Origin of the sequence: Metabacillus sp. 84, assembly GCF_050107715.1 — a bacterium.
GTDB lineage: Bacteria > Bacillota > Bacilli > Bacillales > Bacillaceae > Metabacillus_B.
Map to the genome: position 1 here is coordinate 349,292 of NZ_JBNILN010000001.1, position 25,340 is coordinate 374,631.

At 46.0% G+C, this 25,340-nt stretch carries 24 protein-coding genes; 6 read left to right on the top strand and 18 right to left on the bottom strand.

The window, feature by feature from the left end; all coding sequences use genetic code 11:
- Window positions 1-4: 4 nt before the first annotated feature.
- Together ACQCV8_RS01780 and yidC are read left to right on the top strand one after the other, a co-directional pair.
- On the top strand, window positions 5-373 hold the full coding sequence (locus tag ACQCV8_RS01780) for a hypothetical protein (protein WP_426842821.1): 369 nt from the start codon (window positions 5-7) through the stop codon (window positions 371-373).
- A complete protein-coding gene (gene yidC / locus ACQCV8_RS01785; RefSeq protein ID WP_426842822.1) occupies window positions 319-1,131 on the top strand; it encodes a membrane protein insertase YidC in 813 nt (270 codons plus the stop codon). The genes ACQCV8_RS01780 and yidC overlap by 55 nt, the downstream gene beginning before the upstream one ends.
- A 53-nt stretch (window positions 1,132-1,184) precedes the next feature.
- Here the strand turns inward: yidC and ACQCV8_RS01790 are convergent, their stop codons facing one another.
- Both ACQCV8_RS01790 and ACQCV8_RS01795 read right to left on the bottom strand, forming a co-directional pair.
- The gene (locus ACQCV8_RS01790) at window positions 1,185-1,325 is read right to left on the bottom strand and encodes a hypothetical protein (RefSeq protein WP_426842823.1); all 141 of its coding nucleotides are present in this window, start codon (window positions 1,323-1,325) and stop codon (window positions 1,185-1,187) included.
- A 74-nt stretch (window positions 1,326-1,399) separates the two neighbouring features.
- Entirely contained in the window at window positions 1,400-2,986 is a 1,587-nt protein-coding gene (locus ACQCV8_RS01795) for a peptide chain release factor 3 (protein WP_426842824.1), read from the bottom strand.
- Window positions 2,987-3,304: 318 nt separating this feature from the next.
- Here ACQCV8_RS01795 and ACQCV8_RS01800 point away from each other — a divergent pair, with 318 nt between their 5' ends.
- Window positions 3,305-4,360: an NAD(P)H-dependent flavin oxidoreductase gene (locus tag ACQCV8_RS01800; RefSeq protein ID WP_426842825.1), complete on the top strand. Its 1,056-nt coding sequence runs from the start codon at window positions 3,305-3,307 to the stop codon at window positions 4,358-4,360.
- A gap of 393 nt (window positions 4,361-4,753) precedes the next feature.
- Here the strand turns inward: ACQCV8_RS01800 and ACQCV8_RS01805 are convergent, their stop codons facing one another.
- A complete protein-coding gene (locus ACQCV8_RS01805; protein ID WP_426842826.1) occupies window positions 4,754-5,332 on the bottom strand; it encodes a histidine phosphatase family protein in 579 nt (192 codons plus the stop codon).
- Between the two features lie 202 nt (window positions 5,333-5,534).
- On the opposite strand from ACQCV8_RS01805, the gene ACQCV8_RS01810 reads away from it, so the two are divergent.
- Window positions 5,535-6,317 (top strand): alpha/beta hydrolase, encoded by a 783-nt coding sequence (locus ACQCV8_RS01810; RefSeq protein ID WP_426842827.1) that lies wholly within the window; start codon window positions 5,535-5,537, stop codon window positions 6,315-6,317.
- 153 nt (window positions 6,318-6,470) lie between these two features.
- Here ACQCV8_RS01810 and ACQCV8_RS01815 read toward each other — a convergent pair whose 3' ends face one another.
- The 3 genes from ACQCV8_RS01815 to ACQCV8_RS01825 form a co-directional block, all read right to left on the bottom strand.
- On the bottom strand, window positions 6,471-7,037 hold the full coding sequence (locus tag ACQCV8_RS01815; RefSeq protein WP_426842828.1) for a biotin transporter BioY: 567 nt from the start codon (window positions 7,035-7,037) through the stop codon (window positions 6,471-6,473).
- 74 nt (window positions 7,038-7,111) lie between these two features.
- A complete protein-coding gene (locus ACQCV8_RS01820) occupies window positions 7,112-7,864 on the bottom strand; it encodes a VOC family protein (RefSeq protein WP_426842829.1) in 753 nt (250 codons plus the stop codon).
- 64 nt (window positions 7,865-7,928) lie between these two features.
- Entirely contained in the window at window positions 7,929-8,078 is a 150-nt protein-coding gene (locus ACQCV8_RS01825; RefSeq protein ID WP_426842830.1) for a hypothetical protein, read from the bottom strand.
- Window positions 8,079-8,321: 243 nt separating this feature from the next.
- Here ACQCV8_RS01825 and ACQCV8_RS01830 point away from each other — a divergent pair, with 243 nt between their 5' ends.
- Window positions 8,322-11,021, top strand: a complete 2,700-nt coding sequence (locus ACQCV8_RS01830; RefSeq protein ID WP_426842831.1) for a M14 family metallopeptidase — start codon at window positions 8,322-8,324, stop codon at window positions 11,019-11,021.
- Between the two features lie 408 nt (window positions 11,022-11,429).
- On the opposite strand, the gene ACQCV8_RS01835 is transcribed toward ACQCV8_RS01830, so the two are convergent.
- The 9 genes from ACQCV8_RS01835 to ACQCV8_RS01875 form a co-directional block, all read right to left on the bottom strand.
- Window positions 11,430-12,428, bottom strand: coding sequence for an anion permease (locus ACQCV8_RS01835; protein ID WP_426843349.1), 999 nt, complete (start codon window positions 12,426-12,428; stop codon window positions 11,430-11,432).
- A gap of 21 nt (window positions 12,429-12,449) precedes the next feature.
- Window positions 12,450-13,073, bottom strand: coding sequence for a DUF47 domain-containing protein (locus ACQCV8_RS01840; protein WP_426842832.1), 624 nt, complete (start codon window positions 13,071-13,073; stop codon window positions 12,450-12,452).
- Window positions 13,074-13,382: 309 nt separating this feature from the next.
- Window positions 13,383-14,210, bottom strand: coding sequence for a carbohydrate ABC transporter permease (locus ACQCV8_RS01845; protein ID WP_426842833.1), 828 nt, complete (start codon window positions 14,208-14,210; stop codon window positions 13,383-13,385).
- Between the two features lie 13 nt (window positions 14,211-14,223).
- Window positions 14,224-15,552, bottom strand: coding sequence for a carbohydrate ABC transporter permease (locus tag ACQCV8_RS01850; protein WP_426842834.1), 1,329 nt, complete (start codon window positions 15,550-15,552; stop codon window positions 14,224-14,226).
- Window positions 15,553-15,692: 140 nt separating this feature from the next.
- A complete protein-coding gene (locus ACQCV8_RS01855; protein ID WP_426842835.1) occupies window positions 15,693-16,997 on the bottom strand; it encodes an ABC transporter substrate-binding protein in 1,305 nt (434 codons plus the stop codon).
- Between the two features lie 111 nt (window positions 16,998-17,108).
- Entirely contained in the window at window positions 17,109-18,101 is a 993-nt protein-coding gene (locus ACQCV8_RS01860; protein ID WP_426842836.1) for a LacI family DNA-binding transcriptional regulator, read from the bottom strand.
- 532 nt (window positions 18,102-18,633) lie between these two features.
- Window positions 18,634-19,248: an esterase/lipase family protein gene (locus ACQCV8_RS01865; RefSeq protein ID WP_426842837.1), complete on the bottom strand. Its 615-nt coding sequence runs from the start codon at window positions 19,246-19,248 to the stop codon at window positions 18,634-18,636.
- 120 nt (window positions 19,249-19,368) lie between these two features.
- Complete coding sequence (locus ACQCV8_RS01870) at window positions 19,369-20,748, bottom strand: MATE family efflux transporter (RefSeq protein WP_426842838.1); 1,380 nt, start codon at window positions 20,746-20,748, stop codon at window positions 19,369-19,371.
- Window positions 20,749-20,907: 159 nt separating this feature from the next.
- Window positions 20,908-21,270, bottom strand: a complete 363-nt coding sequence (locus ACQCV8_RS01875; RefSeq protein ID WP_426842839.1) for an Ig-like domain-containing protein — start codon at window positions 21,268-21,270, stop codon at window positions 20,908-20,910.
- 26 nt (window positions 21,271-21,296) lie between these two features.
- Between ACQCV8_RS01875 and ACQCV8_RS01880 the strand changes: the two genes are divergently transcribed.
- Window positions 21,297-21,530 (top strand): hypothetical protein, encoded by a 234-nt coding sequence (locus tag ACQCV8_RS01880; RefSeq protein WP_426842840.1) that lies wholly within the window; start codon window positions 21,297-21,299, stop codon window positions 21,528-21,530.
- 105 nt (window positions 21,531-21,635) lie between these two features.
- Here ACQCV8_RS01880 and ACQCV8_RS01885 read toward each other — a convergent pair whose 3' ends face one another.
- The 3 genes from ACQCV8_RS01885 to ACQCV8_RS01895 form a co-directional block, all read right to left on the bottom strand.
- Window positions 21,636-22,169 (bottom strand): STM3941 family protein, encoded by a 534-nt coding sequence (locus ACQCV8_RS01885; protein ID WP_426842841.1) that lies wholly within the window; start codon window positions 22,167-22,169, stop codon window positions 21,636-21,638.
- Window positions 22,170-22,822: 653 nt separating this feature from the next.
- Window positions 22,823-23,869 carry an acyltransferase family protein gene (locus ACQCV8_RS01890; RefSeq protein ID WP_426842842.1) on the bottom strand — a complete coding sequence of 349 codons (1,047 nt, stop codon included), beginning with the start codon at window positions 23,867-23,869 and terminating at the stop codon, window positions 22,823-22,825.
- A 194-nt stretch (window positions 23,870-24,063) separates the two neighbouring features.
- Window positions 24,064-25,245, bottom strand: a complete 1,182-nt coding sequence (locus tag ACQCV8_RS01895) for a PDZ domain-containing protein (protein WP_426842843.1) — start codon at window positions 25,243-25,245, stop codon at window positions 24,064-24,066.
- Between the last annotated feature and the right edge of the window lie 95 nt (window positions 25,246-25,340).

Genomic DNA, 25,340 nt, shown 5'->3' on the forward strand with positions numbered 1-25,340 from the left:
ATGGGTGCTAATGGATCTGGATTTTTTGAATGATGTCAGCCACTTTATTATGCTCATCAGTCTTATTGTTTCAGCCGGCGGAGCATTGGCTCTTACTTTTGCAGCCGGCAAAAACGTTCATGCAGGACTGCCGTTTAAAGACGGCTTTACACCAGCGGTTTCCGATCGAAAACCGCCGCGGTTATTTACCGGCGGACAAGACAAGGTTCACGCGTGGATCATAAACGTGATGAAAATGGCTGCCGCTCCGGATGATGATGGCGACCGCCGCCCCTTCTCGTATATCCCAGTTTATCCAACCATACGAGGAGGGCACACATGCCAAACCAATCACCCATATTCACGTTCCTTAAACGGTCTAGCTTTTTCCTGATCATCATCCTGCTTTTAAGCGGCTGTCAGGCGGATCATACACCGATCAGCAGCGAAACGGCAGGAATCTTTAATCATTTTGTTGTATTCCCTTTGTCCGCATTGATTACCTATACCGCTTCCCTGTTCAGCGGCAGCTATGGAATAGCGATCATCCTTGTCACCTTTTTTGTCCGCCTGCTTTTGATGCCATTTATGATGAAGCAATATAAAAATCAGCAGGAAATGAAAAAGAAGATGGCGGGGCTGCAGCCTGAAATGAAAAAACTTCAGGAAAAATACAAGGATAAGAAAAAAGATGCGGATGCTCAGCGGCTCATGCAGCAGGAAACTTTGCAGCTCTATCAAAAGCACGGGTACAATCCGCTCGCAGCCGGCTGCCTGCCCATTCTTATACAAACTCCGATTCTTTTTGGTTTTTATTTTGCGATTCAAAGGACTCCGGAAATTGCCGCCCATTCTTTTTTATGGTTTGATTTGGGAAGTCCGGACCCAATTATGCCAATCATTGCTGCTGCTGTTTACTTCCTGCAGGCTAAGGTCTCCCAGATGGATCAGCCTGCCGAACAGCAAAAGCAAATGGCGGTCTTTACTTATATCATGCCCATTATGATGGGGGCTGCTTCTTTTGGAGCAGCAGCGTTCCTCCCTCTATATTGGGCCATCGGCGGATTATTCGTTATCCTGCAAACGCTGCTTGCCAGGCAGATCTATAAGGACAAGAACCTGCCCTCTGTCCCGAAGACATTGGAATATTAAATCCCGGAAGCGTCCCCAGGCTGCGGGGACGCTTTTCATTATGGGATTCGACTTCAGGCACAATTACCATTTGGATCATATTCGACAGCATCTGGATCGCATTCGGCAAAATCCCGCTCATATTCGACAGCATCCGGATCGCATTCGGCAAAATCCCGCTCGTATCCGACAGCATCCGGATCACAGCCATCCACATTATCTTGCCCTGACGGCTAAAAAGCAAAAAAAACGTGCCCAGAGCATTATGCTCTGGGCACGTTTTTCATGCCTACCTTTTATAGCTTTGGTAATCGTTGCTTTCAAGCAAGTCGATCAATTTGATATCCTTGTTGTTGTCCCGGAAATACCGGTACGTAAAGTCATTTTCAAATAGAACCGCATACTGTCCATAACGGTCTTTGACAAGCAGACTGCGGTTATCAAATTTTTTGCGGTCGACTTTTTCGTCTTCAATCCAGCGGGCGATCCGGTCGCCGAGTGAACTGAGTTCAATTTCCACATTGTACTCAGAGCGCATCCGTTCCTCAAACACTTCAAACTGAAGCTGTCCGACTGCGCCGAGGATAATATCATCGTTCAGCTCCTGGCGGAAAAACTGGATGGCTCCTTCCTGTACGAGCTGATCGATTCCTTTCTTGAATTGCTTCGATTTCATCACGTTTTTCGCACGGACCTTTTTGAACATTTCAGGCGGAAATTGCGGCAATTCCTCGTATTCAAACCGGTCTTTCCCGGCGACGAGTGTATCGCCGATTTGATAGGCGTTTGGATCATAGATGCCGATAATATCCCCTGGATAAGCTGTATCCACTGTCTCCCGGTCTCCTGCCATAAAGGACTGTGACTGGGACAGCTTAATCACTTTATTCGTTCTGCTCAGCGTCACGTTCATTCCGCGTTCGAATGTGCCGGAGCAAATCCGCAGAAATGCGATCCGGTCTCTGTGCTTCGTGTTCATATTGGCTTGTATTTTAAATACGTAGCCCGAAAAATCTTCTTTCTCAGGCTCCACAAAGCCCTCGTTAGTTCTGCGGGGCTGCGGAGAGGCAGCAAACTGAAGGAATGTGTCAAAGAAGGTTTGAACGCCGAAATTAGAAAGGGCGCTTCCAAAGAAAACAGGCGTCAGCTCGCCATTTTTCACACGCTCTGCATCAAATTCGTTGCCCGCCTCATTTAAAAGCTCAAGCTCCCCAAGCGTATCCTGATAAGTCGGATTCTCGTAAACATCCTCGGCTTTTTCTTCCATCTCCCCTGCTTTGTATACCGTTTCTTCTTCGTTTCCGGTAAAGCGGACGAAAGAATCGGAATAGCGGTCATAAATACCGAGGAACCGTTTTCCCATTCCTACCGGCCAGTTCATCGGATAAGATTCAATTCCAAGAACTTCTTCAATCTCCTCCAGCAGTTCAAGCGGATCCCGGCCTTCGCGGTCCAGCTTGTTCATAAATGTAAAAATTGGAATTCCACGCATCCGGCACACTTTAAACAGCTTAATCGTCTGAGGCTCGACCCCTTTAGTCGAGTCAATAATCATGACTACACTGTCTACAGCAGTCAATGTGCGGTACGTATCTTCACTGAAGTCTTCATGTCCGGGGGTATCGAGAATGTTGACGTGAAAATCATGATAAGGGAAGCTCATGACGCTGGAAGTAACGGAAATTCCCCGCTTTTTCTCGATTTCCATCCAGTCGGATGCTGCAAACTTGCCTGATTTTTTTCCTTTAACCGTTCCTGCTGACCGGATCACATTTCCAAAAAGAAGCAATTTTTCTGTGAGCGTTGTTTTCCCGGCATCCGGGTGGGAAATAATCGCAAAGGTTTTGCGTTTATTAATTTCCTGTTTTAAGTTCATGTATATACCTCGTTCTATATCAATTTATTCAGCTCTGACCTGCAGAGCGGCTCTCAAGTTAGATGCACTTCAAAAAATATACCATAAGTGAAGGACAAAAAGCTATTGGCTCCAATGCCCAATTATCTTATTCATTCCATCTGAATTGGTTTCAATCCCCGACTTCTCTTTTGCAGCTTCCTTCTGTGATTGCGGCAGCTCACGGGTCATAGGTCTGCAGCCGGGCACCAAAGCATCTTAAAGACAGGATTTACGAGGAATTTAAAGGATTTCAGCTAAAAATGTCTAAGTTTTCATTATGGAATGGGGGAGTTGTACATGACAGCGTCTTTGAAAGAACGATTAAGCGTCCGATATCCGATTATCCAGGCTCCTATGGCAGGAGGCATAACCGGGTCGGAGTTAGTTTGTGCGGTGTCACGGGCCGGCTGTCTTGGCTCGATTGGAGCAGGGTATATGAACGCGGAGGATCTTGCTGATTTAATTTCTGACATTAAAAGCAGCATGGAAAGGCCTTTTTCTGTCAACTTGTTCGTTCCTGAACAGACGGATGCTTCCGCAAGCGAGATTCAAAATGCATATGAAGCTCTTCGCCCTATCCGCAAAGATTTAGCCGTTCAGGAAAGCCCTCCTGCAAAGCTTGGAGGAAAAGGGCATTATGAGGAGCAGCTGGAAACGGTTTTGAGAGAGAAGGTTTCAGTCTGCTCTTTTACATTTGGGATGCCGGCTAAAGAAGATGTGGCCGAGCTTCAAAAAAACGGTACGTTTGTCATTGGAACGGCCACATCCGTGATGGAAGCCATTCTGCTGGAAGAGCAGGGGATGGATGCCATTACTGCCCAAGGCAGTGAAGCGGGAGGACACCGGGGTACGTTCTCCGGTCCGCCCGGGCAGCATATGCTTGGGCTGATGTCCCTTGTTCCGCAAATCTGCGATATCGTCAAAGTACCTGTAATCGCTGCAGGCGGCATCATGGATGCAAGGGGTTTTCGGGCGGCATTATGCTTGGGGGCTCAAGGAGTCCAAATGGGAACAGCCTTCCTGACTACCTTTGAAAGCCAGGCCCATCCCCTTTATAAAGAAGCCGTTTTAAACGCAAGGGAGGATCAGATTGTTTTAACCAAAGCTTTTTCCGGCAAAGAAGCACGGGGGATAAAAAACCAGTTTATTTATGATATGGAACAGGAAACAAGAATCCTGCCGTATCCGATGCAGAATGAGTTAACGAAACCACTGCGCAAAGCGGCGTTTGATCAGGACAATCCGGAATATATGTCATTATGGTGCGGACAAAGCCCCCGCTTAAGCCGCAGTCAATCCGCTGAGGAACTCATTCATTCCATTGCAGCCTTTGCGGAAGAAATAACGAAATGATCATTATCGCCGCTCTTTAACAAACCACTCAGTAAATAAAGGGATATATATAATAGTAGAAAACAGGCTCACCTATCCTTGCCAACGGCTCTTTCGGTAATAATGCTGGCGTATAGACTCCTTTTTTCAGACTAGTTAAGTGAGGGCAGTAATACCGGCACCCCATTGCAAGGATTTAATAATCGAGACTATGGAAAAGGCGAGGTGAAACACTTGAAAAGGGACCTCCTGGCAGTCAGCTGCCAGGACAAATATCCAGTACAGAAGGGCATTGTGAAGGGAGTGCAACCGATTTGGCATTTTTCAGCGCTGTCCAAAGGACCATCTATATGAACAGCAAAAAAAGAGATAAAAACCCCGTTTCTCCCAGCAGAGAAATGAGGCGACGGTCTATCAGATTTCCAGGTGCTTTGTACAGTTGTATAAGCCGCAGGACCATTTTTCCTTATCTGCAGTCAAGTGGGTAATGGACGTGTTCTTAAGTGCTTCCTGCTTTTCACCCGACGGCACGAGCTCCTGAAGTACATGCCGCAGAAAGGAGCCGTGGGATACGACTAGGATCTGTTTGTCAGGGTGCTTTTGCACCACATCTTCAATAAAGTGCAAACCTCTCTCTATCACTTGCCTGGAAGTTTCCCGGTCCAGATCAAGCTCTCTCCATCCGCTGCCCCATTTCTCCAGCCGTTCTGCCTCCGTGGTTCCTTCAATCTGCCCGCCGCCCGTTTCACGAAGCCGTTCATCTATTGCCACTTCTATACCGCCAAGCTCTGCACTGATGATGTCTGCAGTTTGCTTTGCTCTTTTAAGCGGGCTCGAATATAGCAAATCCCACCGTTCTTCCCTTATCCTTTGGGCAAGCCTTTTTGCCTCCAATATCCCTTGTTCATGCAACGGGATATCAGAACTTCCCTGAGCCCTGCCCTCCATATTCCATTCTGTAATTCCATGCCGGATCATCCCAAGCGTCGTCATCGCTTTCACTCTCCTTCAGTATCCTATTTTTCCAGTTTATCATTTCCTGGCAAAACTGCGTTCTTCCGTTCTGGATAATCTCTCATTGACAGTTCCTGTCATCCATGCTAATGTGTTTAAAACCTAGTAATCTTATATGATTTAATTAAAATTGCACCATCGTTTTCAGCATATAGGATAACAGGCAAGGAGGCAGAATGATATGCAAGAATTAAAACCGGTCCTGCCAGGAGCCCATTCCTTTTCCATACAAAAAAGCACGGAGGAAGTGATTCTTTTATGCCATGGATTCAACGGGACTCCGCAAAGCATGGAATCTCTCGGAGAAAAATTCGCTGAACTTGGATATTCGATCCATGCCCCCCGACTTGCCGGCCATGGCACTAGCCCGTCTGATATGAAGGCTTGCACCGCGCAGGATTGGTATCACTCATTGGAAACAGCTTATCTCCAGCTAAAAAATCGCTACACAAATGTGTATGTGATCGGGCAATCAATGGGCGGAAGCCTGACAATCAAGCTCGCCGGCAAATTCCCGGATATGGATGGAATCGGCTTAATCAATGCCGCTCTTGAAGCTCCCTGCTATGATGCAATCAAAGAACCGACAGGATATGTAAAAGAAGGAAGACCCGATATCAAAAATCAGGCAGCGGAGGAGATTGCTTATGATCAAGTACCTGCTGCAGCTGTTTACGAGCTGAAGAAGACGATGGCCGAAGCAGCCGGAATGCTTGAGCAAGTCTCGTGCCCCGCCGCTGTTTTTTATTCTCCTGAAGATCATGTAGTTCCTGCAGCCTGTTCTCAAAACATTATTGCAGCCATTTCTTCCAGCAGAAAAAAGCTAATCCCGCTGCCCAATTCCTATCATGTTGCTTCTATGGACTATGACCAGGATGTAATCGTACAAAATGCCGGCTTATTTTTTTCCTACAAAACAAATAATGAGTTCTGCCAAGGCCGCAGCGTCCTGCGGCTCTCCTGAACTGACCCGAGCGCTGCGGGCCTCCGCATGTTGAGGGACTTAAAGCCTCGAAGGACTAAGCACTGGAGCCGGGTGAAGATCCTTCTATCACAAAGTCTCATTACATCGTGATCTAAACAGCAAAAAAGCCCATTCAGGAATGAGCTTTGGAGATTAAGCAGCTTCCGCCTTATGTTCAAGCATTTTTGCCAGCACAAGCCGCTTTCTTACAGCAATTCCAATCCAGCTTGCAAGAAAGGCTTTAATGAGCCCTACAACGATAAACGGTGCAGTACCAGCTGCGAGAGCCTGGTCCCATGAGAATGCCATGACAATTTTAAGCCAGACGGTTCCAAAAAGGAGCGTGACCGCCATACCGATGATATTCGCAGCCAGTGCAAATCCAAATGTAAATTTCGTTTTTTCCAGGAATAGCCCTGTGAGAAAAGCTGCGGCAACGAAACCTGCAATATAGCCGCCGGTTGGTCCCGCCAGGATATGAAGCCCGCCTTTTGCCTCCGCAAAAACAGGAAGCCCAGCCGCTCCAAGCCCCGCATAAACAAGCATAGCCATCGCCCCGTAACGGCTCCCGAGGATGGTTGCCGCAATACCTACAGCCAACGTTTGTCCACTGATCGGAACAAGCGGCAACGGAATTTCAATCTGCGCAAACACCGCGGTAATCGCGGCAAACATTCCGCATAAAATCAGCATGCGGAGTTTCTTTCTTTCATTCTCCACCCTTTTTCCCCCTCTATATGTTAACCTTTGTGTTTATAATGTTAACATATAGAGGCTGTTTAGAAAATATAGTCTCAGACAAAATATGTCCCCCCGAGCCATTTCTTTTCACGGAGCTCTTTCGTTTTTCTTTCACTAAAAGAAACGGCATACATTCCAGGCTGAACGTGCTTTTCCCTTTGCTGAAAAAGCAGGTTTTGATCCCCAAGGCGGAGCTTCGCTTGGCCGCTTTCCGCGGACTGCTTCTCCAGGCCAAACCATTCAGACCATCTGGATGCAAGTTCTAAAGGATTTTCTGTAAAAAACAGAACCTCTTTAATCGCTTTTATTCCATTAGGATGAGGAGCAAGTGCACCTGTCCGGATCAAGTCTTCCTTCCTGACTTGATCCGGAGTCCCCCATTCAATGAAAAACGGCAGGGAACAGTCCGATTCAGGATGGCCGGCAAACAGCATCCTCCAGGAAATAACGCTCCCATCCTCCCGCTTGCGGCTCCCCGGGAACGGACCTGATACAGTCAAACCCTGATGTAGCAGAAGGTCCGCCAGCTCTTCCATTTCCTCCGTTCGAATCCCCACTTGGCACAGCCCCTGCTCTTTTAAAGAGGCACACATGCTGATAAGCGGATTATCGGACGCTGCTGCTTTTTCCTGGTTTTCTATGGACAGCAGTTCAATGTATTCCAGGCCAAAATAACTTAAGCTATTGGCTGTCCCCCAATCCTCATGGCGTCCCCCTGGAACCGTATGAAACCCAAGCAGCTGAAATTCAGCTCCTGCCTGTCCGGCAGGCTTTTGCACATAATGAACAATATGATCAAGCTTCATCCCTCTTCATCCCCCCTGCTTTTGCTTTAATAGTAGAGTGGATTTATTGAAAAACAAGGAAGACCTAATTTGCGTCTTCTCTTTCCTCCTCTCTTTCTATTAAGAGCTCCCATGCGCTTAAACCGCGCCAGCCCGGTTTCCACCAGGACTTAAGAATCGATACCGTCGCACAGATAAAAAGAAAAGCCGATAACACAAACAAAAATGGAAGCATACGCATCCCCCCTTGTACAAGTTTATGGGGAAAAAGCGCAGCTATAACCCAGAACCAAATGCATATTCATTCATTAAGTGATTATCCTTCTATCAAAACATACAGAAATAATTAAAATTTTATTATCTGACAATACATATTTATAAAATTATATGTATATAAAACTTCTTTTCCTTTCCAGATTGTGTTAATCTTTTTATACGCTTTACCTTTTTGGAAGATTACGAGAAAGGAAGGGGAAACATGTATAAAAAAAGTGTAACGCTGCTGTTTGCTTTTATGCTGTTTATCTCAATGGCGATGCCGCCCGCTCAGGAAGCAAGCGCTGTACCTGAATCCGCCGCCTCACTGAAGGTCGACCAGCCTCTCATTTCAATGACCGAAGCACGGGAGATTGAAGCAACAATGGATCTCGGGTACACCGTGGATCTAAACAAATTGGAATGGACATTTGGCGGAAAACCGCTGAATGAATGGAAGCAATGGGTTGCGAAGGCAAAGAGTTACTCAGGCGCCCCATACATCACTTTTTCAGAGAAGCCCTCCTACATAGAAGGAACCACAAAAGTAAAAGCCAAACTGAAATTCAGTCTTCTTTACGGGACTGAAGACGTCTCCCCGAGAAGTCTGCGCACGCTTTACCCTGCTCTGATCGGCAACTATGAATTAGCAGCAGCGGATACCGAAAAAGAGCAAACCGCAAGCGTCCCCCTTAAGCTGAATGTTTATGATGAATATTTAAAATGGGAGGAAATCAAGCCTGCCATTGATCAAATCAGCAAAGAAGCCATTAATGGACGCTTCGTCTCCTATCAAAACCTCGGAAATTCGGTCGAGGGCAGACCGATGCATTTTATGGTCCTGGCTAAGGACAAAGCCTCTGTAGACCAGTATTTGAATGAGATTGCCAGCCAAAAACTTGAAGATCCCATGGACTTAAAAGAACAAATTGAAAAAGGAAAGCTGAAGGATTACAAAGTCCCGATTTGGATTAACAATATTCATCCGGACGAATCTCCGGGTGTAGACGCGATCATCGAGCTGTACCGGATTTTTGCCACTAAAGAGAACAGAGCCTTTAAAACGACCGGAAGCAGCGGGGAAGAAAAAGAAGTCCGCCTCGATATCGATGAGGTTCTCGATAACGCCATTTTCCTTTTCAACTTCACCCAAAATCCGGATGGCCGTGTCCACAACACCCGTCAAAACGCGAACGGATTTGACCTGAATCGGGATAATACGTACCAGACACAAATTGAAACACAGCATCTATCAAAGGCCATGGCTAAATGGTCACCTATATCCATGCTGGACTTTCATGGTTTTTATGACGAATTTGTCATCGAGCCATGTACCCCTCCCCACAATCCAAACTATGAGTATGATTTGCTGATGGATGGAATGCTTGAACAAGCCGAGGAAATGGGAAAAGCAGGGATCGCGAATACGAAATATGACAGCTACCTCATCCCGCTGAATGACTGGCCGAGCGGCTTTGATGATGCGACCCCTTCCTATACGTCGACCTATTCCATGTTTCACGGAGCAATGGGCCATACAGTGGAAATCCCGGACATTAATTCTGAGTCCTATGACGCTCTGGTAAACGCCGGCCTGGGTGCTGCCAAATATGTCTCCGACAACAAGGAGAAACTGTTCAGCAGCCAGCTGGATGTATACGCCCGGGGTGTACAGGGTATTGATGACCGCGCAGTGGATAAGTGGTTTGTCAATCCTGAAGGAGAAGCGATCGGCCGTGACCGCAGGAACAACGAGAGCTTTTTCCCTGATTATTACGTTATTCCCGTGGACCGGAAGCTTCAAAAGAATGTGATGGAAGCGCACAACATGGCCGAGTATTTGATTCGCAACGGCATTGAAGTGAGCCAGTCTGTCAAAAAAATCAAAGTCGGCAAGCAATCGTATCCTGAAGGCTCCTATGTCATTGATATGAAGCAGGCGAAGCGGGGCTTCGTCAATGCCGTCCTTTATGATGGCGAAGATTTATCTGAATGGGACGAAATGTATGCAGAAGTGATCAATAACTTCCACGACCTCCGCGGCTTCACACGGATGGAGGTTAGATCCGAAGATGCCTTCAGCAGCAAAATGAAGCCAGTGAAAAAGGTAAAAGCTCCAAAAACAGAATTAAAGGGCAATACCGAGTATTTTGTTATCAAAAACGTGAACAATGAAGCTGTGAAAGCAGTAAATGAACTGCTGAAAAACAAGAAACCGGTCCAGCAGATACTAGAACCGGAAAAAGGATATGAAACGGGTGACTTTCTCGTTCTCACTAAAGATCTGGATGCAATCAGGAAAAAATATTATTTGGAAACCACTCCTTATACTGGAACAGGCAGCAAAAAACCGCTTAAGCAGCCGAAAGTATTCGCTGCCGGTTCAGCGGCATCCAAATACGTCCTTAGGCAATTAGGTTTTGAGTCTGCAGCAAGCGAAGCGGAAGCGGACGTGATCGTAGACGATGCAGGGCTCGGAAATAAAACACTCATTCAAAATGGAAAACCGTATATCGGAATCGGAAGCAGCTCCTTAAATTTTGTTGAAAAAGAGAACCTTTTACCAGGCTTCGATTATTCAACGACCACCGGGTCCCGCGCTTATCATGAAGGACTGCTCTGGACAGATGTCGCAGCAGGACAGCTGCTCACAAGCGGATACAGCAACAAGGAAAAATTGTACATTGCAAGCGGCTCTTATATGAAAGCTGTACCGGAAGATGCATCCGTGCTTGCCCGGGTTTCAAAACAGGACGACTTTTTCGTAAGCGGCTGGTGGCCGAATCACCACTCGTTAAAGGGGCAGGCTATAGCGATCTCAAAAGACAGCATCACTCTCTTTTCAACGGACCTGACGAACAAAGCACATCCGCAGTATAGCTACCGGCTGCTGGCGAACTCCATTTACGCCGCCGGGAAATAAGCGGCATAACGGACCGGAGTGGTCTCTGTCCTCACTCTGATAAAGTGCTAAAGCTCCGGCACTATGCTCCCCCTCAATTGAGGGGTCTGGCCCTCACTCTGATAAAGTGCTAAAGCTCCGGCACTATGCTCCCCCTCCCTTGTGCCGCAAGGCTTTGGGAGCATAGGTCTCCGTCCCGCTATGCGTTAAAGCGGGGCGGGTCTGGCACGGGGCCTGTCCCGCTGTCCACTGCCGTACTAAAGCTCCGGCACCTGATCCTCTAGCCCTTGCTGCATAAGGCTCGACCGGGGCATGTCTCTGTCCCCCGACCCTTTAGAGCAATAAAGCTCCGGCACCGATGGCTATCTTCATCCTAGAAACTAGGAACATACTAAAAGAACCCTCTGCGAAGGAGGTTCTTTGTATAGATTAAAAGAACAAGTCATAGATCAGGTACATAATCGCTGCGAGCAATGCAGAAATCGGAAGAGTGATGATCCAAGTGATCAGCATCATGCGCGCGGTTCCCCATTTTACCCCTTTAACCCGATGTGCAGATCCTACTCCAAGAATCGATGAGGATATAACATGGGTAGTACTGACCGGGAGGTGAAGGTATGTAGCTCCAAAGATGATGGCCGCTGAGGTTAAATCGGCTGCAACTCCATTCACCGGACGGATTTTCATAATTTTCCCGCCAACTGTTTTGACGATTTTCCAGCCTCCTGCGGAAGTACCGATCCCCATTGCGACCGCGCAGGAGAATTGCACCCATAGCGGGATGGTACCCGGACGGGTATGAAATCCATTGGCAATAAGGGCAAGCGTGATAATCCCCATCGCCTTTTGGGCATCGTTCGTGCCATGCGAATAGGCTTGAAGAGCTGCTGTTGCAATTTGAATGCGGCGGAAGCGGCTGTTGGTTTTGGTCAGCTGATGATTTTTCCTAAAGACGGCCTTGAAGATGCTGTAAACGACAAATCCGATTCCGAAAGCCAATAGCGGTGAGATAATCAGCGCCTGGATAATTTTAATAAAACCTGCCCAGTTTAATGCGCCCAGCCCCGCCACTGCTATTACAGCGCCGGCGATCGAGCCGATCAGGGCATGGGAAGAACTGCTTGGTACTCCGTAATACCAGGTAATTAAATTCCAGGCTATAGCGGCTGTCAAGGCAGCAAGGATGACGATGGATCCATTTTGAAGCGTGAATGGGTCCACAATATCCTTTGTAATCGTTTTGGCCACTCCCGTAAAAGTCATTGCCCCGATAAAGTTCATGACCGCCGCCAGAATAATTGCGTGGTGGGGTTTTAGAGCTTTTGTGGAAACCGATGTGGCAATGGCGTTTGCTGTGTCATGAAACCCGTTAATAAAATCGAATACCAAGGCTCCGATTACGATAAGGATGGTAATGACTAAGGCCATTTCCAAAGGATCAGCCCGCCCTTACGCGTTTTTTATGATGATGGTTTCAAGTGTGTTGGCAACTTCCTGACAGGTGTCAGCGATTTCCTCCATCGTTTCCAATATCTCTTTATGCTGGATGAGTTTAATCGGATTTTCCCTTTCCACAGCAAATAGATTCTTCACTGAAGTGCGAAGAAGGTTATCACAATTCGACTCTATTTCTTTTATGCGGATGGAGCGCGCGCGTACAAGCTCCAGCTTGCGTTCGGAAAGCAAGTAGATGGCTTTTGAAATTTCTATAACGGCTTCATTCAGCAGGGCGGCAAATTTTCTCATATGATCTGTAGGCTGAGTCACAGAATACATTTCGAATAAAGCTGCAGCCTGCTCAAATCCGTCGATTACATCATCCAGAATCAAAGCCAGCTGGAGGATGTCTTCACGTTCAATCGGTGTTATGAAGGCTTGGTTTAACTCTTTATTGAGGGTATGAACCAGGGTATCCCCTTTAGTTTCATAATCCTTCACAGTTTTAAAAAACTCTTTTAAATCATGGGCATTTGAGATTTTATATGTGACGAAGTATTCAGAAGCTGTTTTCATGTTTTCCGAAATATCAATCAGCATATCTGAAAACTTGTCCTTCTTTTTTGAGAAAACCATTTCTCGATCCCTCCACGGAGCCAGTTATTTATATCTATTAATTTTGCATCCTTAGGCAATAAATAAATTTGCCGAATCACGAAACAGATCCCTTTAACTTTTTTAAACTCGTAATATTAACAATCGTTGGTTTGAATATTTATTTTCTCTAAACGATGTTTCCTCTTTTCTCAGGATTAGCAACCCGATAACTTATTATATTTAACCCCTGTCTAATCTATTCTGGTACCGCTAAAATGCGTTCTTATTCCCTGTTCATGACAAAAACCCCGGACTGCGCTCGGCGATCCGGGGTTTCGATTTTACTCTCTATTCTTTCACAGATCCGGATGTGAGTCCGGAAACAATTCTCCGCTGGAAAAGCAGCACGAGAATGACAAGCGGAATCGTTACGATCACTGTTGCAGCGGAGATCTCACCCCATGGAATCGAGAACTGCCCCTGGAACAATGCAATCCCGACGGGGACGGTTTTGTACGCCTGATCGGTGTTGATGGTCAGAGCGAACAGGAACTCGTTCCAGGCTGCGATAAATACGAGAATGGCCGTCGTAAACAAGCCTGGTGCAGCCAGAGGGAAAATGACTCTCCAAAACGTCTGCATAATGGTTGCTCCATCCATTTTTGCTGCTTCTTCCAGTTCAAAAGGAATTTTTCTAAAGAAGGTAACAAGCAGCCAGATGGAAAGCGGTAAAGCAATCGTTGTGTAAGGGATGATCAATCCAAGGTAGGAGTTGGTCAGCCCTAAATTTTTCAAAATGATATAGATCGGTGATATCGTTGCAATCTGGGGAAACATGGTAACGGATAACACGAGTCCGAGAATGACTGTTTTCCCTTTGAACTTCAGCCTTGCGATCGCATAGGCGGCAAAGGAAGCGACAAAAACGGTGTAAATTGTTGTGCTGATGGCCACCACAAAGCTATTCCACAAATACTTTAAAAACGGAAAATCCACGAATACGGAAACATAGTTTCTAAAGGTTGGATTGTCTGTAAAAGGAGTAAAGGCTTTCTCGCCGAACAATTCCGTTGCCGGTTTTACGGATGCGAGCAGGATCCATAGAAACGGGAACATGACCACAAATACAAACACCGCCAAAAACACGTAGAAAAGGATACCTGGTTTTTTATTCATCTGTTTTTCCCTCCTACTTCCCTGGTCCGTCGTTTAATAAATCTCTTCCGAGGAAACGAATGAATATCATTGAAATAATCGCGACACAGATAAATACTATGACGGAAATCGCGGAGCCTTCTCCAAAGTTCTGCTGGTTAAACATATACTTGTAGGCAAGCAATGAAATTGTTTCAGTGGAGTTCGCCGGTCCTCCCCCGGTCAGAACGAAAATCAAGTCGAATACCCGGAATGCATCCAGCGTACGGAACAGCAGGGCAACGAGAAGACTTGATTTAAGCAAAGGGAGCGTGATGCTCGTAAACTGCTTCCATTTAGATGCTCCGTCAATCGATGCTGCTTCATACAGCGAGCCTGGAATCGTCTGCAATCCTGCGAGGAGCAGCAATGCCATGTAAGGTGTCGTTTTCCACACGTCCGTAAAAATGACCGAAAACATGGCGCCTGTATTCGTTGTAAGCAGGTAGGCCATTTTATCCACTAATCCGACTTCTTCAAAGATTTTCGCGATGATCCCGTTTTGACCATCGTACAGGAATTTCCACATCAGGGCTGATACAGCGGTTGGGATCGCCCACGGAATCAAAATCGTTGCCCGGATGAGTCCTCTTCCGAAGAAGGCTTTGTTGATTAAAAGAGCAATCGCAAGACCGATGACCAGCTCAAACCCGACAGAGACGATGGTAAATACCATTGTATTGCTAAGGGCTTTCCACATTCTTGCATCGGTTAGATTATCGGCGTAATGCTGAAACCCGATAAAATTCGGCTGCCGGATTGGATCCTTCAGTCCATTCGCAAGTCCAGTAATCGTTTTTTCATCTTCCAGTTCAAGGTTTTTCAGCGTTTCTTCCGCTTCCTTGGACTCTTTGAGAATGTCCTTGGCTAGCGCTTCATCTATCTTAACAACTGCTGTATCTTCCTCTACTTTTTCAAAGTTCATCAATTTGTCGTTCACAAGGTCATAGTTCTTTTTAATATCCGGATTATCCTGCAGCCGCTTGTCCAGCGCAGTCAAATCCTCCTTGACAGCCGTCAGCTCTTCCTGGGGATTCGCCCCGATTTCCTTATCGATCCCGCTGATCAGAAAAGGATACGTATCCAAATATCTTGAGAGATCGATTTCATAGCTTAAGTGAGTTTCGGATTTAGCCGGATCACTGAGCTTTAAGTCAAACATACTGTAATAGAATGATTGCAATACAGGCCAGATGGCAATGGCCAGAATGAGAATCAGCGATGGCGCGATCAGCGTATACGCTACAAGCCGTTCGGGATTTTTTTTCTTCCTGTGCTTCGGTTTTTTAGGTGCATGGGCAGAAGTCGATGTTTTCGTTTCCATTCTCTCACTCCCTTATGGTAGATCCGGCGGCCGTACAGCCATAATGTCAATCAGCAGTGCTGCTCTCGATCTGCTGTCTTAGATAAAAAGCGCCATTGCCCTTCATACAGGGCAAAGGCGCGCCTCAAATCCATTAAACGTTATTTTACTTGACCTTTCATATCTGTTTCCATTTTTTGGGCAGCTTCCTCCACCGTCATGTCGCCTGCGATTGCCTTGGAAACGTTGATCTGAATGATTTCAGAGATTTCCTGGTAGTTAGCTGCAACCGGACGCGGTACTGCCGCCATTAAGCCTTCTTGGAAATTTTTATCTCCAAATGTAGGATTTGCTTCAAGCACTTCTTTATCTTCAAAAAGCTTGTTGATGGTTGGAGCGTGTCCGCCATGGATGGCATCGATTTTTTGTCCTTCTTCTCCTGCCATAAACTTAAGGAATTCCCAAGCTTCTTTCGGATGCTCAGAGTTTTTGTTGATTCCTGCCTGCCAGCCGCCAAGTGCTGCTGCAGAGCCTTTATCCCCTGACGGAAGCGGAGCAATTGCTACTTTACCGGCGATTTTTGACTTTTCCTCATCGTTGGCACTTGCGTACTCATATGGCCAGTTGCGCAGGAACGCGGTTTGGCCTTCAATGAACGCCTGGTCGGATTCAATCTCTGTAAATGTAGTCAGGTTCTCCGGTACAAAGTCAGATTTCGCAACTTCTACTAGTTTGGAAAGACCTTTAATGGTTTCAGGGCTGTTAACGACGACTTCGTTCTTTTCGTTAATAAATTCTCCCCCGTAAGCTGCCACGAATTCGATTGCGTTACAAACAAGTCCTTCATATTGCTTCGCCTGCATCACATAACCGAATTTCGTTCCGCCCTCGCCCTTTTTAGCGGCTGCCTGCTCGATCAGCTCATCCCATGTTTCAGGAACTTCTTCTTCACTCACAAGATCCGTGCGGTAAAACAAGAGTCCTGCATCAACGAATTTAGGAAGCGCCCACTGCTTGCCGTTGAATTGAGAGGCAGCAAGTGCTCCTTCGTTGTACTCGCTCAAGTCAATTCCATCCTGCTGGATGTAGCGGTCCAGCGGAAGAACGTAATCGGCTTGTGCAAACTCAGCCGGCCAGACTACATCCATATCAAACACGTCAATTTCAGAGGAGTTTGCATTGAATGCGGTTACATAAGCATCATGCTGGGCTCCTGAATCAGCTGGCATTTCACGGAATTCAACATCAATATTTGGATGTTTCTTTTCAAATGCTTCAACCATCTTCGTGGTACCTTGTGTAACATCCTTACCCCGGGCATACGTAATGGTTACTTTTTCGCCTTTGCTGCCTTCTTTTTCTTTTGAATCCGATTCACCTGAAGATTGATTAGAGGCACAGCCTGTTAATGCCAGTGAAAGAGTAAGGGCTGCAGCAGCAGCAAAACGTGTCTTTTTCATTTTCATCTTCATTACCCCTTTTAATTTTTTTAATAGGATCTTCTTTCGCCGATTCCCCCGTAAGTGTTATTGAGGGGATGAAAACAGATAGTTTGTAAGCCCTTTCATTAATGCGCGCTAGGTAGAAGCTCTTTCCACAATTTCAAGCTGGAGAGGATTTTCCGGAAGATCAGGGGCCTCTTCAGGGGGCAGCAGGAGATTCAGCAGCAGCTTCATAGCCCTTTCCCCTATTTCATAAGAGGGCTGGCGGATGGTTGTCAGCTGCGGAAGCGTCATTTCCGCGATCGGCTGGTCATCAAAACCGATAACCGCCAAATCCTCCGGAACTCTGAATCCCAGCTGTTTGGCCTCGTAAACAATCCCGGCCGCGACCTGATCACTCCCTGTGAAAATTGCGCTTGGACGATCTGCCATCGCCGCGATTCTTCTCATCACTTCTTTGCCGTCATGGTAATCCGCCGCTATCCTGAACGCCCATTCATCATGAGCCGGAAGATGGAACTCCTCCATGGCAAGCCTGTATCCCGCTTCCCTTGCTTTTGAAATAAAGCTGTGGAAGCTCCCTTGGCAAAACGCAATTTTTTTATGGCCTTTTTCAATCAGATGCCTTGTCCCTATATAGCCTCCGTAAACTTGATCAAGACGGACATTTGGAGTTTTTGATGCATGGTCATACTCATTGCACATGACAACCGGTCCGTATGATGCATAATCCTGAATAGACTCCCAGGGGTTTTCAAGAGAAGTAAGAATAATTCCATCCACTTGCTTAGACTTTACTAGATTAAAAAACTTCATCTCTGTCTTTTGGTCATATCTGGTCTGGCATACCAGCAGCCGGAACCCGTTCTCAGTTGCCACTGTATCAATACCCTCGAGCAAATACGAAAAAAATGGATTCGTGAGCATTGGAATAAATACAGCAACGGTATCCGTCTTTTGGCTTCTCAGATTTTGAGCAGAAGAGTTTGGATAGTAATTCAGCTTCTTCATCGCTTCCTCTACTAATCTCTTCTTCTCATCCGACACATAGGGATAATTATTCATAACCCTTGATACGGTTGACCGTGATAATCCTGCAAGATTTGCAACATCCGTAATAGTTGCCAATCGAGATCCCCCTTATCCATTCCCCCCTTGTTTCTGAAATCGATCTTTGAAATCGTTTTCAAAAAAATTGTATATGAAACTTCAGAAAATTACAATACAAAATTCGGGAATTTCCCAAGAATTTTATCAAGATTAGCACAAAAGCTGGATGGGTCGGCACCATCCTGCTTTGAAACTTGAAATCGGCGGGGTCTGACCCCACTTTCACTACAGGATGAAAGCTCCGGCACTCTTCCCTTGAACCTCTGGCGGACAGCGGATGGCGGAGTCATGTCTCTGTCCCCCGCTGCGGTGAAGCAGCAGGGGACAGGCACCGTGCCTGGCCCCAATTTCGCTAATGTGTGAAAGCTCCTGCACCTCATTCGCAGCGCCTTGTTACACAAGGCCTTGCCAATCGCTGCCTCTGTCCCTCACCCCTTTACAGCACGAAAGCTCCGGCACCACCTCCTGAACCCCTTTATCAAAAACATCCGACAAAAAAAGACTGGCTCCTATAGAGGAAGCACTTTCCTCATGGGCCAGTCTCTAAACTTTATTCTCCGCCGCCGTTCAGTCCTTCTTCAATAAGAGGCTGAACTTTGCTGCTGTATAGAAAACCGAAGTGATCAATCCCGCTGATTTGGATGTTTTTTGCTCCATCCAGCTTGGATAGTCGGTTGTTTACGATAAAATCTGTTTTGCTGTAGATGGAGGTGTACGAAACCTGTTCCGGGGCTTCACTCGCTGCAAGGCGATTAGGGGCGCCGAGTGTGACGATGTCTTCCACGTTTTCAGCGCCGTCAAGGTTTGCTGCGTAGTGCAGAGCGTTCATGCCGCCTGCACTGTGGCCAACAATGTCCACTTTGCTTTTCCCGGTCTCCTGTTTCACTTTTTCAACAAACTCAGCCAGCTGTTTGCCATTCGTTCGATTGTTTCCTGTTTTATCCTTCATTTCAATGGCATAGAGCTCGTCCCGGTCCCAGCCGTTTTTCACCAGTCTGTTTTCGATTATTGTGAAGCTATGACCGATCCCGCCTGCTCCATGAATAAAAATGACCGGATCGCGTTCCGATGCAGCAGCCTTTGAAGGGGCAGGATTAAGGGCACTTAGAGACAGAATACATGCAGATGTGATGCCGAATGTTACGGCCTTCTTCCAGTTTTTCATGGTGTCCTCCTTTTGAATCGTGGGTAATTGCCTGCTTCTATGGTCATACATTATGGACGTCTGTTCAAGCGGCAATATTTACTAACCCCCGTTCAAGAAAGATCGGACTCCCGGAAAAAGCTACGCTGCCCCTGATTGCTTAACGAGCGCGAACTTTTCCCATTTCCTGCTTTTCCATCTAAAAAACATAATAACCGCGCGGGTCCATTCATCTGCAGCTATCGCCAGCCAAATTCCCGCGAGTCCCATATCCAGCTGGAAGACTAAGAAATAGCCAAGAGGCACGCTCATTCCAACCATTGAAATCATTCCCATCCATACCGGGAATTGGGCATCGCCTGCAGCTCTTAATGAATTGATCAGGACAATGTTCATCGTCCTCCCTGTTTCCAGAACGACACTGAGCAGCAGGACACTTGCACCGAGCTGAATGATCTCTTCGTTATCCGTAAACATCTTCATGAGCGGGTAACGAAGCAGGATGACGACTCCAACCATACCCAGTGTAACGACACTGGCCCATTTAACGCTTTTCCATACCTGCCCGTAAGCGGAGTCATTTTGACCGCCTCCGACAAATCTTCCGACCAATATCGCTGTCCCCATACCGACGGCTATGGCAAAAAGGAATATGAACATCGATAAATTGGTTGCGTATTGCCTCGCTGCAAGGGAGGAGGCTCCGAGAAACGTCGCATAATACAGGAAAACGATTTGGCATGCCTGGTACATGACTTGTTCAAAGGCTGAGGGAAGGCCTATTTTAAATATTTTTAATACATATTCTTTTGAGAATGAAATGTAATCCTGTATTTTAATACGGACGTCCATGATCCTGTACAGGAGCCAGAAAAAGACGGTCAATGCTGCGAACCGGCTGACAGCAGAAGAAATAGCCGCTCCCTCCACTCCCATTTCCGGAAAACCGAAGGTGCCGAAAATCAGCAAATAGTTACCCGCAATGTGAAGCACGTTCATTCCGAGTGAGACGAGCATGGCTTCTTTTGTAAAACCGTGAACTCGGATAATGGCTGCGAGTGAATTGATAATGGCCTGAAGGAAAATAGCCCCGCCGACTATATGCAAATAATTTTGAGCATTGTTCAGTACATCACCTTGCAGATTGAGAGCCTGGAGCATACTGCTGCTGAAAAAGAGAAAGCATGCACTAATGATAAGCCCGGCAGCGAGATTGAGCACAACGGCCAAAGCCGATATTTTTGCAGCCTCTTCAAATCTTTTCGAGCCAAGGTATTGTGCGACTACAATCGAGGCCCCGTTCCCGATGACCTCCAGGATTAGAATGGCAATGTGCAAATACTGGTTAGCGGCACCGACACCTGCAACAGCATCATCCGAGATGGCGCTGAGCATAAAGGTATCCGCGATTCCCATAAGCATAAATAAAAAAACTTCCAGAAAAATCGGCCAAGTCAGGACAAAGAGAGACCATTCCTTCGCCGGCTTTTTGTTCACTCCTGCATCCTTCTGCAAGTTCATGCTGTCACCTTCTTTACCCAATTGGAAATGTTAAACAAACAGTATCGTATCACAGTTTCTTTCTATCCGGCACTTCTTTTTTATCATTTTTTATTTTTGAAGCGAAGGAATCATGTCTGGTAAGGAAAAGACCCGCTGCATGCGGGTCTTTTAGGCCTGTTACTTGTATTCAGAAACCTTTATGCTTTTCACGGTTTTATTGCCGCTCTCATCTATTGCTGTTGCAATGATGCTCCAGCCGGTCTTTTGAGGAGGAATCTCTGCTGCAAATTTCCCTCTTATGTTTACTTGAGCTTTGTATGTTTTTGTTCCGGTGAAAATATAAACAGCTGCACCTGCTTCAGTTCTCCCTTTGACCTGTCTGTCATTTTTACTGATGCTCTTAAGGGTCAGTTCAGGCGCCATTGTATCAGGTACAAATGGAGCAGTTCCCATTTGGTTAACGGCGACCGTTCCGCTGACTTCGTGGCCTGCAAGAATCAGCTGGCGTTTCGTCGGGCAAAGGGAGGTTCGTAAAGCCATTTGCTGCCGCTGTTTTATTAGGTCCCATGCTTATTCCATCTTTCCAATCAGGATCTGCAAGTGAAGACCAAACGTTCCAAAAGACCATTGATATTTCTAAAATTACCGGATACAGCACCGGTGCTTCAGACGAAGAAGGCGAGATTGGTGAAATTGCAAAATACAGTCCGGACAATCAAAAATTTTACTTAGTAAACGGTAAAACACAAACGGTCGATATTGTAAGCTTAAGCGGTTCTTATACAGTAATTTGTCATTAAGTGTAAGAAGGGAATATGGACATTCAGCCACAAACAGGTTAAAGATTTGTAAACCTTACCAAACAACGAAAAAAAAATGGAAGCGCCCTCGGCACTCCCAATCTTCTAGTTCGCTGTTTCCAGCCCCAGCGGCAGGCCAATCCTTTCAAACCTCTCCACAACAGCGGGAAGATCCTGCCTGGAAATGTAGTTCAGGTGAATATTAAAGGCAGGAAAGCCGGTGCTTTTATTGATCTTTACCGCTCTCTTAAGATTGGGGGGAATCTTTTCCAGCTGCTTCTCTTCATTCTTCAGCACAATCCCGATAAAATTTTGTCCATTAATAGAGTAAGGGATGACCCCGTCGATATCTGCTAAAGAAAAACGCAAATGCTGCTGAGGATATGGAGATATAGTAATGCTCTCCTCATCAAAAATGAGGTACGGCAGCTTGGCGTTTATACGGGAAATAACTTTTACTGACCCCCAAACAACAGCCGCTACAACAAAAATCGAAAGGATAACAATATACAATTCTATCGAGCTTTGATCCATTGCATAAAAGACAATCGGTATCATAAATCCAATAGCCAAAATCACCATTAACGAAAAAAACAACCAAAGCTTTTTCTTATTTTCATAAATCTCCAGCCTATTCACCAGCCATCCCTCACCATTCTAAAATATGATTACCTGCCTTATTTACCCATATAAACTCCAAATCTAACCTTTTTTTAGGCGATTTACCTTATAATTTCCTCGACGGGGATACTATCAGTTTTTATTAAGACCAGCGGATGAAGTCTTATAGTGGGAGAGGTATAAATGAGTGTAAATACAGAGTGGAAAGAAAATCGAATCGCCTCAGCTCACCGCGGAAAACCCAATGGTTATAACAGAAATGCGCAGCGGTTCTGCAGTGATTGGGGACACTCAGTTTCTGCCGGGTTATTGTGTGCTTTTTCCCTTCAAAGAGTTTCACACACTCGTAGAACTTCGTTTCACCCAGCGGAGTGAATACCTGTTAGACTTGAGTTAAGTCGGAGAAGCCATCCAAAAAGTGTGCACTCCAATAAGAGTAAATGATTCTATTTACGGAAATACAGATGCCTATTTGCATGCCCATGTGTTTCCCAGGTATCATTGGGAGCCCGAAGAACGAATTCCTTACCCTGTCTGGCAGTATCCAGCTTAAAAGTCGCGGAATTCCGAACACGGAGAAATGAAAGAGAAATCATCCTCTTCCATTTACCAGTTAATGGAAATGACAAAAAAGGCCTGCCCAAAGCGTTAGTGGGACAGGCCTTGAATCTTTATGCTGTTTTCTTTTCCAGCTCCTGATGCTTCTTTTTCAGCGGAACCCCGTTAAAGAGGAGACGCAAATATTGGTTTCTGCGGATAATGGCCCCTATCAGCAAGCTGCCGGTCACACCGATTAAAAATGCAACGCCCCAGTTAACCGTAATGGACTGCGGGTACCTCTCATTAAACAGGGTAAGAAAATAAAAGATGAACCCGACGTGGAATAACAGCAGATTAATAGAATTACGGCCAATATAGCTAAGGACGAATGTAATAATTTTGCTTTTAGTAAAGAGACGGGTAATAAAGAAGACGATAAAGGCTCCTGTCACGCCATTTAAATAAAACAAAAAGAGATTGCCGTATTTACGATAGTTCATGTCAGCAAAGTCATTCATTCCGCTTGTAAAAGGATAAATACAAATTGACAGCAGGATCAAAGAATAATAAAGCTTGGGATTTGAAAAGAACTGAACCCGTTTCAGCTCATTTCCGATAAAGAGGAAAAACATCGCAACCATTGCGAGATCCATATTCCAAGGGAGGAATACACTTTTCCCAATCCATGCACCCGCAGCACCTGCAGCTGCAAAAATGACGAACTTAAGGACAAACGGTCTCCCGTGGAGCAGCCTTGCCATCAGCAAATAGAAAAGCTCCGTCATAAAAAGACAGATGAGGAACCAGGCCGGCCCATCAACGACGAGATATTTTCCATTGCCGTTAAAGATACCGAACAGCAGAAAAGATAAATCGGCCCCTTTATCTATTTGATAAAACTTCTCCATCCCAATCCGCATGCCTAAAAGCAAAAAGCACGCAGAGAAATAGGGCAAAACCAGCCTCATCAGCCTATTTTTAAAAAAGAGCTTCACGTCACTTTCATATTTTACAAGGCTGAACAAATACCCTGACACAATAAAAAAGAGCGGCATTCTAAAATGTGAAAAGAAAACATCATATCGATCAGGCATGGCTGTATGGCCAAGCACGACAAGTGAGATCGTAATCCCCCTGATTATATCTAATTCAGCCACACGTTTTTTCTTTTGGCTCATCATAAAGCTCCTATCTATTAAATCGACTGATCACCAAGTATTAGTCTACCAAAGTTAGTGAGGGATTTCATTGTGAATTACAGGATATTTCATGAGCTTTTACTGGAGAGCGAAACGAGCAGGACGAAAGGGACCGCCAAATCAGAAAAACCAAAAAAAAACGGGGAAATGTAACTCCCCGAATAGTTTAAGAATTATACCGCATCCAGACTCTTTATCCGCGGCTGTTCCACAAACAGCAGACCAAGCTCATGGTGATCCCCTTCGTATGTAGCACGCTGTTCGTAGCGGATTTCTCCATTGAGCCCAATCATTTCAAGCTTGCATAACGCTCTGTTTTTTTGCAGCGCCTCATAAAATTCTCCGGTGTTTTTAACAGGTGTTCCGTTCACCTTAATAATGGTCTCACCAACTTTAAGGCCGATTTTGTCAGCTGGAGAGCCTGGCAGAATCCCTAAAATCATCAGTCCTCTGTCTTTTTTTGAGAAAAAGAAGGAGGCAGAGTCATCATTCATTTTCTGGCGGATAATCAGAAATGATCTTCCTGCCACCGCGCACAGGATGGAAACGAATGCGAGCGGCTGCCACCACACCGATGCACAGGCAATCACTAACGTAAGAAGCCCGAGCCAGATAATCCGTTTAGCGGAAACCTGAATGCTTTCTTTCGGAAGAGATCCTCTCACTGATTGGCGGAATCCAATTAAAAACGGCGCGATGATTAGAGAGAAGCTTTGTCCGTTCATTTCAAACACTGGCCACCATGAAAAAACAGAAGTCAGCGCTCCCCCCGGAACAAAAAAGATGACCGGGAGCATCCAGGTGCGGTTGGCGATGTGCCTCCCGATCGGCAGTCCTCTGCTGCTGACCATAATGGCCGGCGAAGTGCGTATATGGCCCGAGCGATATACCAATAAGCCTTCCGCCAACAGGAGAATTCCCGTCAGAATCGTAAGAGCAGAAAGATTCGTCTCTTCTATTCCTTCAAAAAAACGTAAAATGGCATCCGTTGGGAAGCTTGGAAGGATGACAGCGGCAGCAAAAGCAATTCCCATTGTAAAGGCCGCTGACAGCAGCTGAACTTTAAAGAATAGACTTAATCCCGCTGCCGCAATTCCCGCTGCAATCAGCAGGCCGAAGGGGAGTGACAGCCCTGTAAGGATTATGACGGCTGAAACCATCAATCCTATAAACAGTCCCTTCGTAAAAGTAAATTTCAGGTCATCGTAAATATCTTCTACCTTTGTATGAAAGGCTGCACGCTCCCGTTTGACACGAAGGGTCCCTAAAAAGAGGCTGTACAGCACTATGTAATACACAAGCGGATGCAGGAAAAAACGTCCTGCCCCTTTTAGCAATTCTATCGTCCAATCCATATAGGATCCACCATCCCGGCCGGCGGTACACCGGCAGTATTCCGTACACATTCATCCTGAACGTATCTATCTATTCCTTATTCTATCAAATGTTG